The organism is Streptomyces sp. NBC_01439, assembly GCF_036227605.1.
Taxonomy (GTDB): domain Bacteria; phylum Actinomycetota; class Actinomycetes; order Streptomycetales; family Streptomycetaceae; genus Streptomyces.
The window spans coordinates 6,140,847-6,155,271 of sequence record NZ_CP109487.1; the positions used below are offsets into that span (position 1 = coordinate 6,140,847).

The following is a 14,425-nucleotide window of genomic DNA, read 5'->3' on the forward strand; positions in this document are numbered from 1 at the left end:
CTGCTTCACCGATCCGTGTGCCGAACGGCCCTACGCCCCGTGGATTGTCATGCCCGCGGCCATGGGTGGACGGCCGGTTTCAGGCCACGCACGGCTTGTGGGGGGAAGGGGGCGGACCAGTGTCTCGGCCACGTTTTCTGTTCGTGTCGTGGGTGGACGTCGCACGACGTCAGCGGCCCGGGCGCGCTACGGACCAGGGGGGTGCCGGCGGCTGTCCCGAGGCGGTGACCTGGCGTCTGGTCGGCGCCAACAACCACGAACTCGGCCGCAGTCCGCACATGCACAGCAGCCTCACGGCCTGCTGCTCCGCCGTGCAACGGCTGCGCACGGAGGCGGCCCGGGTCAGCCCGCTCGTGGTGATGTCCCCCGGGACCGGCAGCGGCACCCCCGGGACCGGCAGCACCGGTACCGCTTCGGCGGCGGCCACCGCGGCCACCGCGACCACCGCCGGGGGCGGCGCCGGCGCCTGGACCTGGCAGCTCACCCTCGACGAGCACTGCGTGGCCGTGGCCGTCCGCACCTTCCGCCGCCAGCGCGAATGCCGCCACAGCCTCCAGCTCTTCCTGTCCGCCGTCACCGAGGCGCAGGTCGCCTCCGGCGTCACCTACACCCGGCGGCTGCGCGGCCTGCGCCTGCCCGGCGCCGGTGACGCGCAGGGGCTGGCCGTCCGCGGGGGAGGCCTGCTGTGACCACCGCGACCACCACCACCGTCGTCGGCCCGCCCGAGCCCGCCGACCGGGCCGACGCACCCCGCCCCCTCGCCAAGGGCGGCGACCCGGCCGACCGGATCTTCCGCGGCTCCGCCCGCGGCGCCGGCGCCACGGTCCTCCTGATCATGACCCTGGTCGGCGTCTTCCTCGGCGGCCGCGCCCTGGAAGCCCTGACCGACGCCGGCCCGGCCTTCCTCACCACCTCCGCGTGGGAGCCGGACTCCCACCACTTCGGCATCGCGACCGTCCTCACCGGCACCGTCCTCATCGGCGCCGTCGCCATCGTCTTCGCCGTGCCGCTCGCCGCGGGCACCGCCCTCTACATCACCGAGTACGCGCCGCGCCGCCTCAAGCAGACCCTGATCAGCCTGGTCGACCTGATGGCCGCGGTGCCCAGCGTGGTCTACGGCCTGTGGGGGCTGTTCCTCTTCCAGCCGAGCGTCGTGGGGCTGTCCCGCTGGCTCACGACCTACTTCGGTTGGTTCCCGCTCTTCGCCGTCGACGGGGACGGCCCGCGCGACCCGCTCAGCCCGAACACCTTCTACACCTCCTCCACCTTCATCGCCGGCATGGTCGTCGCCCTGATGGTCACGCCGATCGCCTGCTCGGTGATGCGCGAGGCCTTCGCCCAGGCCCCGCCGGGCGAACGCGAGGGCGCCTTCGCCCTCGGCGCCACCCAGTGGGGTGTCATCCGCTCCGTCGTGCTGCCCTTCGGCCGGGGCGGGATCATCGGCGGCACCATGCTCGGCCTCGGCCGCGCACTGGGGGAGACCATCGCCGTCTACCTGATCATCTCCCCGGTCTTCGAGGTGCAGTGGCACCTCCTCCAGAACGGCGCCAACTCCGTGTCCGCCCTCATCGCCCTGCGCTACGGATCCGCCAGCGAGTTCGGGATGTCCGCCCTGATGGCCGCCGGCCTCGCACTCTTCCTCATGACCCTCGTCGTCAACTTCATCGCGTCCTCCGTCGTCGCCCGCAGTCGGTCCGGAGCGGGGGCCGAGGCATGACCGTCACCACGCACCCGACCGCCGCGGCCACCGCCGACGCGCCGCGCAGCACCGTCCGTCCCGAAGTCGTCCCCGACGGCCCCGGCGCACCCGTCGAACAGCGCCGCAACACCTCCTCCCTGCACGTCCGCGACGTCCTCGCGCTGCTCGGGGCCGCGGCCGCCGCACTCGGTCTGACCTCGCTCCTCTTCGGGCGGGTCCTGCCCTTCGACGCGCCGCTCGGCTTCACCGTCGTCCTCTACCTCGCCTTCATGGCGCTGTACGCGGTCCTCGTCTCCCTCGACGAGAACGGCTCGGCCGTCCGGGCCCGGCTCGCCCAGGTGTTCGTCCACAGCATCGCCGCCCTGCTGCTGGCGGCCCTCCTGCTCGTCGTCGGCTACGCCATCGTGCGCGGCCGGGAGGCACTGGCCCACCTCAGCTTCTTCACCGAGGACATGTCCGGCACCGGCCCGCTGGACCCCCTCACCCAGGGCGGGGCCCTGCACGCCATCGTCGGCACCCTGGAACAGATCGGCATCGCCCTCGCGATCACCGTGCCGCTGGGTCTCGCCTGCGCCGTCTTCCTCAACGAAGTACCCGGCCGCTACGCGCGGTTCGTCCGCACCATCGTCGAAGCCATGACCGCGCTGCCCTCGATCGTGGCCGGCCTCTTCGTCTACGCCACCTGGATCCTGATCCTCGGCCACGACAAGTCCGGCCTAGCCGCCGCCCTCGCCCTGTCCGTCATGATGCTGCCGATCGTCATCCGGGCCTCCGACGTGGTGATCCGGCTCGTGCCCGGCTCGCTCAAGGAAGCCTCCTACGCCCTCGGCGCCGGCCAGTGGCGCACCGTCTGGACGGTGGTGCTGCCCACCGCCCGCTCCGGGCTGACCACCGCCGTGATCCTGGGCACCGCCCGCGGCATCGGCGAGACCTCCCCGGTGCTGCTCACCTCGGGCATCGCGGCCGGCCTGAACGCCAACCCCGTCGAGGGGCCGCAGATGTCGCTGCCGCTCGCCACCTTCAGCCTCGTCGGCTACCCGGACAAGACCATGATCGCCCGCGGGTTCGGCTGCGCCGCCCTGCTGATGGCCCTGGTGCTACTGCTGTTCGTGCTCGCCCGCGTCATCGGCGGCCGGGCTCCCGGCCAGCTCAGCCGCGGCCAGCAGCACCGCCGGGTCCTCGCCTCGGTGCGCGACGCGGAGCGCATGGCGGCCAGGGCCGACCAGCGCGAGCAGGACCTGACCCCGGAGCCGCCCGGGCCGGGGGAGCCGTGCGAGCCGTGCGAGCCGCCCGGTTCCGGGGAGCCGGAGGGGTTCGGGGAGCCGCCCGGGTCCCATGGGCTGAAGGGGGTGGACATCGGCGGGCCGGGAGGGCCGGCTCCGGGAGGTTCCGCTCCGCCCGCGCAGCCCGGCGAGCGGCGGACCGAGCCCCCGCCCCGGGCGTAGCCGTGCCCGCGCTCCGCGCGTCCCGCCGCACCACGCTCCGTACGAACCGTCACCGATCAGGAGAGTTCCCGATGCCCGGACGACCCCCGGCCCACCACGGACGCGCCCCCTCCGGCGTCCTCGTCCGCGCGCTCGCCCTGCTCCTCGCCGCGGTCGCCGTCGCCCTGCCCGGCGCGGCGCCCGCCGTCGCCGAGAGCTACGTACCGGTGTCCGGCGCCGGTTCCACCTGGAGCCAGAACGCCCTCGACCAGTGGCGCGCCAACGTCAAGCAGTACGGCATGACGGTCAACTACAGCGGCACGGGATCGTCCGACGGCCGCAACCAGTTCCGCAACGGCACGGTCGACTTCGCCGTCTCCGAGATCCCCTACGGCATCAAGGACTCCGGTGTCGTGGACCCGGCGCCCTCGCGGAAGTTCGGCTACATGCCCATCGTCGCGGGCGGCACGGCCTTCATGTACAACCTCAAGATCGGCAACCGTCGGGTCACCAACCTGCGCCTCTCCGGCGAGGTCGTCGCCAAGATCTTCACCGGTGCCATCACCACTTGGAACGACGCTGCCATCAAGGCCGACAACCCGGCCCTCGCCGCCTCGCTGCCCGCCCGCCGGATCGTCCCCGTCGTCCGCTCCGACGGCTCGGGCACCACGGCCCAGCTGACCAACTGGCTGGCCCAGCGCCACGGCGGCCTGTGGGACGCCTACTGCGCCAAGGCCGGCCGCTCCACGCCCTGCGGGCAGACCTCCAACTTCCCGGTCGTCGCCGGCCGCGGCTTCGTCGGCCAGTCCGGTTCCAACGGCGTCTCCGGCTACGTCGCCCAGGACGGCAACGTCGGCACCATCACCTACGTCGAGTACTCCTACGCGGTCGCCACCACCGGCTTCCCGGTCGCCAAGATCCTCAACGGGTCGGGCTACTACACCGAGCCCACGGCCCAGAACGTCGCCGTCTCGCTCACCAAGGCCAGGATCGGGGCCGACCTCACCCAGGACCTGTCCCAGGTCTACGACGAGAGCAGCGACCACCGCAACTACCCGCTGTCCAGCTACAGCTACATGATCATCCCGACCGCGCAGGAAGCGAACTTCAACCCGCAGAAGGGCAAGGCGCTCGGCGCCTTCGCCTACTACTTCCTCTGCGAGGGCCAGCGCTCGGTCGACCGGCTCGGCTACTCGCCGCTGCCGATCAACCTCGTGCAGGCGGGACTGGAACAGGTCCGCCGCATCCCCGGCGTCACCGCCACCAACATCGACATCAAGAACTGCAAGAACCCGACCTTCTCCGCCGACGGCACCAACACCCTCGCCACCACCGCGCCCCAGCCCGCCGAATGCGACAAGAAGGGCGCCACCCAGTGCGAGGTCGGCACCGGCGGCAACAAGACCCCCACCCAGACGGGCAGCGCCTCGGGCGGAGCCGGCTCAGGCTCCGGCCCCGGTGGCGCCGCGACCGGCGCTAGCGGCGGCGGTACGGGCTCGGGCGCGTCCGGCGGAGGCGCCGCCACCGGCGGCTCCGCCACGGGCGGGGGCGGGGCCGACGGCGGGGCCGGCGCCACCGGAGGCTCGGGCGCCGCCGGCTCCGGCTCCGGCGGCGCGGAGGGAGGCGCCGACGGCGGAGCGGGCGCCGTCGACCCGGAGACGGGCCGGCCCCTCGCGGCAGGGGCGGGCGACCTGTTCGGCATCCCCGTCACCACCGCCACCGGCATCGGCGGGCTGCTCCAGACCGCACTGATGGTCCTGGGGGCGCTGATCCTGCTCACCCTCACCGTGGGGCCCCCGCTGCTCACCCGGCAGCTGGCCCGGCGACGCGCAGGAGGCGGTTCCTGATGCGCGGTTCCTTGATGCGCGGACTCCACAAGCTCCGGCCACTCCGCGCGCCCCGGCTGCTCGGCATACCCCGGCCGCTCCGGCCGGTCCGCATGCCCCCGCGGCTCCGTCTCGCGCTGGGCGCGCTCTGCCTCGCCCTGCTCCCCGTCGTGGCCGCCACCGGCCCCCTCGGCCCCTTCGGCCCCGGCGCGCCGCACGCGTACGCCGCCAACGGTCCGGCCGCCGACGGATCCGAGGCGACGGTCACCGGCTCCGGCGACTTCGCCACCCTCAAGGTGACCGTCAGCCAGACCCGCAACCTCGTCGACCAGGTCGTCAAGGTGTCCTGGACCGGCGGGGCGCCGACCGTCTCGGACACCGCCTACGCCGCCAACTACCTCCAGATCATGCAGTGCTGGGGCGACGCCGCGACCGGACCCACCACCGACCAGTGCCAGTTCGGCGGTTCCTCGGCGCTGGGCGCGGGCGCCGGGAACCAGGCCGCCGGCGCCTACACCAACAGCCGCCAGCTCAACTACGGCGACCGCCTCAAGGACGCCGAGAACCAGCCGCTGCCGCCGCCCACCCCGAGCGGGATCTCCTTCGCGCCCTTCCGCACCGTTGCCGACGACCCGGTCAGCCCGGGCAACTGGAACGAGTTCTTCGACGTCAACAGCACCAACGAGGTCCCCTACGCCCGCACCAACGCCCGCGGCACCGGCGAGGTCTGGTTCGAGACCCAGACCGCCATCGAGGCCCCCGGCCTCGGCTGCGGCGCCGCCGTCCGCGATCCGCAGGGCGCCACCACCGGCCGCGGCTGCTGGCTGGTGGTCGTTCCGCGCGGCACCGCCGAGATCGACGGAACCCCGTACACCGGCCAGTCCGGCGGCCAGCTCCAGTCCTCCCCGCTCAGCCCGGCGAACTGGAAGCACCGCCTCGTCGTCCCCCTCGGCTTCGAACCGCTCGGCAGCTTCTGCCCGATCGGTGCCGAGGAGCGCGGCACGCTCGGCAGCGAGATGGCCGCCGAGGCCGTCACCCGCTGGCAACCGGCCCTGTGCCAGACCGGCGGCAAGGCCATCTACGGCTACGCCCAGGTCCCGGACGAGACGGCCCGCGTCAAACTCCTCTCCGGCGCCCCGGGCCTGGTCTTCCTCGGCCGGCCCGCCGCCGCGGCCGCCCCCGGGTCCGACACCCGCAAACCCGTCTACGCGCCCGTCGCCCTCTCCGGCATCACCATCGGCTACTTCATCGAGAGCCAGGCCGGCTTCGGCGCCCCCGACGAGGTCAAGGCCCGCAACGGGACCCGCCTCGGATCCCTGCGCCTGACCCCGCGGCTCGTCGCGAAGCTGCTGACCGAGTCGTACAAGGACGGCAATTCGCGCTTCGCCGAGAGCACCGCGAAGAACCCCGAGAACCTGGGCCGCGACCCGGAGTTCATCCGCCACAACCCCGACTACACCGGCCTCGACTTCGGCGGCAAGCTCGGCGACGCCCTCGTACCGCAGCCGCTCTCCGACACCACCCGCCAGCTGTGGGAGTGGGTGGCACAGGACGCGGCGGCCCGGGAGTTCCTGACCGGGGTCCCCGACAACGCGGGCACCTACGGGGACCGCGCGTACGCGGGCATGGCCGTCAACCCGCACTACAAGGACCTGGCGCTGCCGGTCGACAGCTTCCCCAAGAGCGACCCCTACTGCCAGCCCTTCGACGACCGGCCCTCCTTCCCGCTCTGCATCCAGGACAAGCACCCGTACGCCAGCGACATGCACGCGGCCGCCCGCGCCGCGAGCCGCGGCGACACCCTCGCCCGTACCTCCTGGGACGCGACCGCCACGCCCCCCGCCTACAAGAAGGACCCGCCGCAGCCGGCCGGAGCCCGCGCCGTGCTCGCCGTCACCGACACCGCCACCGCCGACCGGTACGGCCTCGTGCGCGCCGAACTCCTCAACGCGGCGGGCCGGTTCGTGGCACCGGAGCCGGCGGGCCTCATCGCTGCGGCGGGCGCCCGCAAGGCCGGTCCGGACGGTGCGAACGGCGTCGGTTCCCCCGACCCGGCGGCCAAGGACCCGGCGGCCTACCCGCTCACCGTCCTCACCTACGCGGCGACCGTGCCCGCCGACCTCACCGTGGCGGAGGGCAAGGACTACGGCAGCCTCCTCGCCTACGCGGCCGACCGGGGCCAGACCCCGGGCGTGGCCGCCGGAACCCTGCCGCACGGCTACGCCCCGCTGCCCGAGGCCCTGCGGGCACAGACCCGCGAGGCCGCGCGCAAGGTCACGGCCGAGGCGGGCAAGAAGCCGGCTCCCGGCGGATCGGCGGGCACCGAGACGGGCGGAGCCAGCGGCTCCGGCGGTACGTCGGCCACCGCGGGCGGTTCCGTCGGCGGCGCGGCAGCCGCCCCGGGCTCCGGCGGGTCCACCACCACCGGCGGCTCCGCCCCCGCCCCCGCATCCGCCGCGGGCGGCGCGGCTCCGGCCGCTGCCGCTCCGGCCGCACCCGGCACACCTGGCGCATCCGCCGCACCCGCCGCCACCGCGGGCCGGGCGTCCGCCGCGCGGGCCACCGGTGACACCCCGCGCTGGGCGGTCGGAGCCATCCGGCACGTGCTGCTGGTCTGTCTGGTCGTGGGTGCGCTCGCGGCCTTCGCGGGCCCGCTGCTGCCGCGCTTGTGGCCCCGTCTCCTGCCCCACCTGCGCGCGCTGCGCGCGGGCGCCGCCCACCGCGACGAAGGGAGGTGATACCCGGCCACGACCGTCTGATTCGTCCGCGCCAACGGAACTTCACCCAACGCGTGCCGGGCACCACCCGGGGCGCAGCCTAGCTGAGGGGCAAACCCGCGTGAACAAGAAGAAGATCGCCTTCGCCGCCGCGGCGGCCGCACTGGCGCTCGGCGCCACCGGCGCCAGCATGGCCTTCGCCGACCCGGCCGGCCCGCCGCAGTACCGCCAGCTCTCCGGTGTCGGCTCCGACACCACCCAGGACGTCATGAACGGGCTGGCCGCGGCCATCACCGTGAACGGCCAGAAGGTCATCGGCTCCTACGACGCCACCGGCTCCGCGAACATCACCACCAAGGACCCGGCGGCCAACCCGAACTGCACGATCGCCCGCCCCAACGGCAGCGGCGCCGGCCGCTCCGCGCTGCTCACCTCCCTCCAGGCGAACAACGGCTGTCTGGACTTCGCCCGTTCCTCCTCCCTCAACCTGGCGGCCGCGGCCCCGGGCCTGACGTACGTCCCGTTCGCGGTGGACGGCGTCAGCTACGCGATCACCCCCGGTTCGGCGATCCCGCGCAAGTTGTCGCTGACCGACCTGAAGGCGATCTACCACTGCGACCCGAACTACGTGGGCGCGGGCCCCAACTACGACATGACCGTCTACCTGCCGCAGGCCGGTTCGGGAACCCGTAGCTTCTGGGAGTCCCAGATGGGCATCACCGACGCCGACGTCGTCGCGGGCGTCTACCCCTGCATCAAGGACAAGAAGGGCAGCGCCCCGGTCCAGGAGCACGACGGCCGCGTCCTCGACGACAAGTCGATCGTGCCGTTCTCCATCGCGCAGTACCAGTCGCAGTCCTCGCAGACCATCGCCGACCTGCGCGGCCGCGCCATCCTCGGCACCGTCGACGGCCTGGCGCCCACCGTGCTCAACAGCGGCTTCGGCGTGAAGCGCGACGTCTACAACGTCATTCCGACCAGCAAGGTCGCCACCGCGCCCTGGAGCACGGTCTTCGTCGGCGCGAACTCCGAGATCTGCAAGCAGGCCGCGGTGATCAACACCTACGGCTTCGCCACGAACCCGAACTGCGGCGACACCACCAAGCAGACCCCCTGAGCACCGATCACCGACCACCGACCACCAATCGCTGATCGCTGATCCACGAACGAGCCTTGATCTTCTGATTCTGGAGACCGTTGTGCTGAAGAACAGAGTTTCACGGGCCCTGGCCCTGGGCGTCGCCACGGTGACCGCCGCCTTCGCGGCAGGTCTCGCGGGCGCGAGCGCCGCGTACGCCGCCCCGATCGGCACCATCGAGATCAACCCGGCGACCGGCGCCGACACGTCCGGCATCGCCTTCACCACCTCCGGCGCCTGCCCCGCGAACGCCACCAACGTGCTGGTGAAGGTGGAGGGTTCCGGGTTCCCCGCCGGCGGGCTGAACGTGGTCGGCAACTCCCCGATCACCACCTACCCGACCGCCCCGAACGGCGGCATGGTCATCCCGCTGACCTCCACCATGCGGGACTACGCCAGCCAGGCGGGCTTCACCACCTTGCAGGGGAAGTACGAGTTCACGGTCATCTGCCGGACGGCCTTCAACGGCACCAGCCTCGGCGACTACACCGGGGCGGTGTGGTTCACCTCGAACACCACCTACCAGAACACCGACCCGGCGGTGAAGACCGACACCACCACCGCACTCGCGGTCACCCCGGCCGGCCCGACGCAGGCCGGCACCCCGGTCACGCTCACCGCCACGGTCGCCCCGGCCGGCGCCGGCGGCACCGTTCAGTTCAAGGACGGCGCGAACAACCTCGGCACCGCCGTCACCGTCGTGGGCGGCACCGCGGCCCTCACCACCAGCAACCTCGGCGCCGGCACGCACGACCTGACCGCCGTCTTCACCCCGGCGAGCGCCTCGTACAACGGCTCGAACTCGGCCCACGTCTCCTACGTGGTCACGGCCGTCCCGGCGGCGCCGACCACGACCGCCCTCGCGGTCTCCCCGGCCTCCACCGCGCCGCAGTTCAGCCCGGTGACCCTGACCGGTACGGTCGCGCCCGCGGGCGCGGCCGGCGCGGTGAAGTTCACCGACACCGTGGGCGGCGCCACCACCACCCTGGGCACCGTCCCCGTCGCGAACGGCACCGCCGTGCTGACCACCAGCAGCCTCCCGGTCGGCGCCCACTCCCTCACCGCCGTCTTCGTGCCGGCCGACGCGGGCGCCTTCACCGGCTCCGACTCGGGCGCGATCCCGTACACGGTCGGCACGTTCACCGGAGTCACCGCCTCCGAGACCGTCACCACGACCGTCAACGCCGGCGCGCTGGTCATCAGCGTCGCCAACCCGCAGGTCACCCTGCCCTCGCCGGTCCTGAACGCCGACGGCGACCTGCTGGCCACCGCCGGGTCCATCAACCCGGTCACGCTCACCGACACGCGGGCCGGCAACCCGGGCTGGACCATCAGCGGCCGGGTCACCGACTTCTCCGACGGCGCCACGCACGCCATCAACGGCCAGAACCTCGGCTGGTCCCCGAAGCTCGTCGACAAGGCCCCCGCGCAGACCGTCACGGCCGGCTCCGCCGTCGCGGCGGCGCACGGCGCCGGCGCCGGTGACGCGGGCACCGCGGGCCTGAAGTCCGCCCGGACCCTCGCGAACGGCGCCGGCCTCGGCACCGCGCACGTCACCGCCGACCTGGCGCTGAACGTCCCGACCTCCACGGTGGCCGGCACCTACAGCGCCACCCTCACCCTCACCGCCATCTGATCCAGGCGTGAGCTCCGGGGCGGAACGGGCCCTTCCCAGTACGCCGCCCGTCCCGCCCCGCCCCTGACGCCTCGATCTTCCGATCGCCGAGATCGCCCCGATCACCTCGATCGTCTCCCTACGCCCGGATCGGACGCCCGCGCCATGACCTCCACCGCCCCTGCCCGGCGCCGTCCGGGCCCGTCCGCAGCCGCAGCCACAGTCGCCGCCGTGCCGATGGCCCTGCTGGCCCTGCTGGCCCTGCTGCTCGTGCTGTTCGCCGTACCGCAGGCACACGCGGCTCCGGCGCCCGCGGAGGACCGGAAGTCCACCTTCGGCGTGCAGCCGGCCGGCCCCAAGGAACCCGACACCCGCGCCCACTTCTCGTACGGGGTCACCGGCGGCGCGGGGCTGCGGGACCAGATCGCCGTCTGGAACTACGGCGACGAGCCGCTGACCGTCGCCGTCTACGCGAGCGACGCCGTCAACACCGCCGACGGCGGCTTCGACCTGCTCCCGGCCGGCCAGGCCCCGAAGGACGCGGGCAGCTGGATCAAGCTGGAGAAGGACACGGTCACGGTCCCGCCGAAGGCCAACGTCATCGTGCCCTTCACCCTCGCCGTCCCCCGGGACGCCACCCCCGGCGACCACACCGCCGGCATCGTCGCCACCCTCGCGGCCGGCGGCCAGGACGCCCAGGGCAACAAGGTCCGCCTCGACCAGCGCGTCGGCACCCGCGTGTACCTGCGCCTCGCCGGGGAGCTGACCCCGCGCCTCGCCGTGGAGGACGTGAAGGCCTCGTACGCGGGCACCCCCAACCCCTTCGGCACCGGCTCGGCCACGGTGACGTACACCCTGCGCAACACCGGCAACGTACGCCTCGGCGCCCGCCAGGCCGTCCGGATCAACGGCATGCTCGGCGGCTCCGTCACCGAGGGCGGCCTGAAGGACCTCGGTGACCTGCTGCCCGGCAGCTCCCTGACCATCACGGCGAAGGCCGACGGCGTGCGGCCCGCGCTGCGCTCCTCCGCCGTCGTCTCCGTCCAGGCGGTCGCCACCCGCGAAGGCGTGGACCCGAAACTCCCGTCCCTGACCCGCTCGGCGTCGCTGTGGACGGTCCCGTGGACGCTGCTCGCCCTGGTTCTCGCGACCACCGCGTGCGGGCTGTGGCTGTGGCGCCGCCGGCGCCTGGCCCGGGCGGCGGCCACCGCGTCGGCGCGCCGGCGCACCACACCCGAGATCGTCGAGAAGGAGCCCATCGTGCACTTCACCCGTCCCTCCCGGCGCGACGCGGCCGGAGCCGCCGTGCTCGTCGCCGCCGTCGTGACCCTGGCCGCCGCCGCCCTACCCGGGGCGGCGGCCGAGGCCGCCCAGGCCGGCACGGCGGTGATCAACCCGGCCACGGGCACCGACACCACCAGCGTCGACCTCGCCACCTCGGCGGCCTGCCCGGCACCCGCCACCAACGTCCTGGTGAAGGTAACCGGCAAGGGCTTCCCGGCCGAGGGCAAGAACGTGGTCGGCAACTCCCCGATCTCCACGTACGGGCAGGCGCCATCGGGCGGCATCGTCATCCCGCTGACGATGACCATGCGCGACTACGCCAACGAGGCCGGCTTCACCACCCTGGAGGGCCGCTACGACCTGACGGTGGTGTGCCGCAAGTCCTTCGGCAGCGAGACGTACGGGGACTTCACCGGATCGATGTGGTTCACGTCGAACACGGAGTACCGGACGACGGACCCCGGCGGTGGCCAGCCGACCCCGACCCCGACCCGGACGGCGACGTCCAGTGCGACACCCACGCCCACACCCACGTCCACCCAGACGTCGACCCCGACCCCGACGCCGACCACGACCTCCACCCCCGACCCCTCCGCGACTCCGACGCCGACCACCACGGCCACCGCCACCGGCGGCACCGGACTGGGCCTGTCCACCAACGTCACCACCGGCGGCGCGGGAACCGCCGCGGGCGGCACCGCCGGCACCTCCGGCAGCGGCGCCACCGGTGGCTCCGGCTCCGGCTCCGGCAAGGGCGGCGGCCTGGCCAACACGGGTACGGACGCCGTCACCCTCGCCCTGATCGCCGCGGGCCTGGTGCTGACCGGCGGCTCCGCCGTCTGGTGGGCCCGTCGCCGCGGGCTGCTGAGCTTCCCGGGCGCCTCCGGCACCCCGGGCAACTGAAGCAGCCGCAGTAGCCGCAGCCGTAGCAGCCGCAGTCACAGCAATCGAGCGACGGAGAAGGACAGATGACCGCCACCGCCACCGAGCCGGTGGACGTGCGCCCCGAACCCGCCGGAGCCGCCCGTGCTCCGGCGGGGCCGGGGTCCGCCCCGGCAGCCGGGCCCGGCCTGTGGGCCGCCGGCGCCGCCCTGGCCATCCTGGGTGCGCTCCTCCTCGGCTTCGTCGCCGAGGTCGGGCCGCTCGGCCACCTCCGGCACGAACGGGACCGCCGGGTCGGGTACGCCGAGCTGCGCGACGAGCTCGCCAACGCCACCGCCCCGCTGGGCCCGACCGAGGTCGGCGCCCCCGTAGCGCTGCTGGCCATCCCGCAGATCGGCGTACGGGAGGTGGTCCGCGAGGCGACCACCGCCGAGGTGCTGGCAGCGGGTCCCGGGCACCGCCGCGACACCGTGCTGCCCGGCCAGCCCGGAACCAGCATCCTGATGGGCCGCCAGGCGGGCTACGGCGGCCCCTTCGGCGACATCGGCGACCTGGAGCGGGGCGAGACCTTCACCGTGACCACGGGCCAGGGCGAGCACGCGTACCGGGTCCTCGGCGTCCGCCGGGCCGGGGACCCGCAACCCGCCCGGCCGACGGGGGAGGCGGGCCTGCTGACCCTGATGACCGCCGACGGAACCCCGTACATGCCGGGCGGAGTGCTCCAGGTCGACGCCGAACTCGTCTCGCCCGCCCAGCAGTCCGGCGGACGCGCCCCCGGCCGGCTGCCCGCCGACGAGGCCCCGATGGCTGGGCAGAGCGCGGCCTGGATGCCGCTGATCCTGTGGGGTCAGGCCCTGCTGCTCGCGGCGGCCGCCCTGGCCTGGGCCCGCGTCCGCTGGGGCCGCGCCCACACCTGGCTGGTGGGCTTCCCCGTACTGGCCGCCCTCGGCCTCGCCGTGTCCGACCAAGCCGCCCTGCTCCTGCCCAACCTCCTGTGAACGAGGCCCACATGACCGAGACGCTCACCCTGCCCCGGGTCACCTCCACGGGTGCCTCCTCCCTGGACGCCCGCGGGATCTCCGCCTGGTTCGGCGGCCGCAAGGTCCTCAGCCGGGTCTCGCTGGAGATGCCCGCGAGCCGGGTGACGGCCCTGATCGGCCCCTCGGGCTGCGGGAAGTCGACCTTCCTGCGGATCCTCAACCGCATGCACGAGCTGATCCCGGGCGCCGAACTGGCCGGGGAGGTCCTGCTCGACGGCGAGGACGTCTACGCCCGCGGCCGCCGGCTGACGGACGCCCGCCGGCAGATCGGCATGGTCTTCCAGAAGCCGAACCCCTTCCCCGCCATGTCGGTCTACGACAACGTCACGGCAGGCCTGAAACTCACCGGTGTGCGCGCCTCGACGGCCGTGAAGGACGACCTGGTGGAGGAGTGCCTGACCAAGGCGGGGCTGTGGAAGGAGGTCCGCGACCGCTTGCGCCAGCCCGGCGGCGCCCTCTCCGGAGGTCAGCAGCAGCGCCTGTGCATCGCCCGCTCGCTGGCGGTCCGCCCCCGGATCCTCCTCATGGACGAACCCTGCTCCGCCCTGGACCCCACCTCGACCCGCCGCATCGAGGAGACCATCCGGGACCTGGCCGAGGAGGTCACCATCGTGATCGTCACCCACAACATGCAGCAGGCGGCCCGCGTCTCCGACCAGTGCGCCTTCTTCCTCGCCGAGCAGGGCACCCCGGGCCGGATCGTCGAGCACGGCCCCACCCCGGCGATGTTCTCCGCCCCCTCGGACCAGCGCACCGCGGACTACGTCGAGGGCCGCTTCGGCTGACGCCCTGACGTCGTC

The 14,425-nt window shown here is 73.8% G+C and carries 10 protein-coding genes; all 10 read left to right on the top strand.

All coding sequences use genetic code 11. From position 1 onward, the window contains the following. The first annotated feature begins 224 nt into the window (after window positions 1–224). Window positions 225–689 (top strand): hypothetical protein, encoded by a 465-nt coding sequence (locus OG207_RS27745; protein ID WP_329101885.1) that lies wholly within the window; start codon window positions 225–227, stop codon window positions 687–689. Next, the gene (pstC, locus tag OG207_RS27750; protein ID WP_329101887.1) at window positions 686–1,717 is read left to right on the top strand and encodes a phosphate ABC transporter permease subunit PstC; all 1,032 of its coding nucleotides are present in this window, start codon (window positions 686–688) and stop codon (window positions 1,715–1,717) included. Before OG207_RS27745 ends, pstC begins: the two co-directional genes overlap by 4 nt. Beyond that, entirely contained in the window at window positions 1,714–3,144 is a 1,431-nt protein-coding gene (gene pstA / locus OG207_RS27755) for a phosphate ABC transporter permease PstA (protein WP_329101889.1), read from the top strand. Before pstC ends, pstA begins: the two co-directional genes overlap by 4 nt. A 71-nt stretch (window positions 3,145–3,215) precedes the next feature. Then, entirely contained in the window at window positions 3,216–4,970 is a 1,755-nt protein-coding gene (locus OG207_RS27760) for a phosphate ABC transporter substrate-binding protein PstS (protein WP_329101891.1), read from the top strand. Continuing rightward, window positions 4,970–7,687 (top strand): hypothetical protein, encoded by a 2,718-nt coding sequence (locus OG207_RS27765; protein WP_329101893.1) that lies wholly within the window; start codon window positions 4,970–4,972, stop codon window positions 7,685–7,687. The genes OG207_RS27760 and OG207_RS27765 overlap by 1 nt, the downstream gene beginning before the upstream one ends. Before the next feature lie 100 nt (window positions 7,688–7,787). Further along, complete coding sequence (locus tag OG207_RS27770) at window positions 7,788–8,783, top strand: substrate-binding domain-containing protein (protein WP_329101894.1); 996 nt, start codon at window positions 7,788–7,790, stop codon at window positions 8,781–8,783. An 82-nt stretch (window positions 8,784–8,865) separates the two neighbouring features. Then, window positions 8,866–10,440 carry an Ig-like domain repeat protein gene (locus tag OG207_RS27775; protein ID WP_329101896.1) on the top strand — a complete coding sequence of 525 codons (1,575 nt, stop codon included), beginning with the start codon at window positions 8,866–8,868 and terminating at the stop codon, window positions 10,438–10,440. Between the two features lie 144 nt (window positions 10,441–10,584). Further along, window positions 10,585–12,606 carry a WxL protein peptidoglycan domain-containing protein gene (locus tag OG207_RS27780; protein WP_329101898.1) on the top strand — a complete coding sequence of 674 codons (2,022 nt, stop codon included), beginning with the start codon at window positions 10,585–10,587 and terminating at the stop codon, window positions 12,604–12,606. Window positions 12,607–12,671: 65 nt separating this feature from the next. Beyond that, window positions 12,672–13,583 carry a sortase gene (locus tag OG207_RS27785; protein ID WP_329101900.1) on the top strand — a complete coding sequence of 304 codons (912 nt, stop codon included), beginning with the start codon at window positions 12,672–12,674 and terminating at the stop codon, window positions 13,581–13,583. Window positions 13,584–13,594: 11 nt separating this feature from the next. Continuing rightward, complete coding sequence (locus OG207_RS27790) at window positions 13,595–14,410, top strand: phosphate ABC transporter ATP-binding protein (protein WP_329101902.1); 816 nt, start codon at window positions 13,595–13,597, stop codon at window positions 14,408–14,410. The last annotated feature ends 15 nt before the right edge of the window (window positions 14,411–14,425 follow it).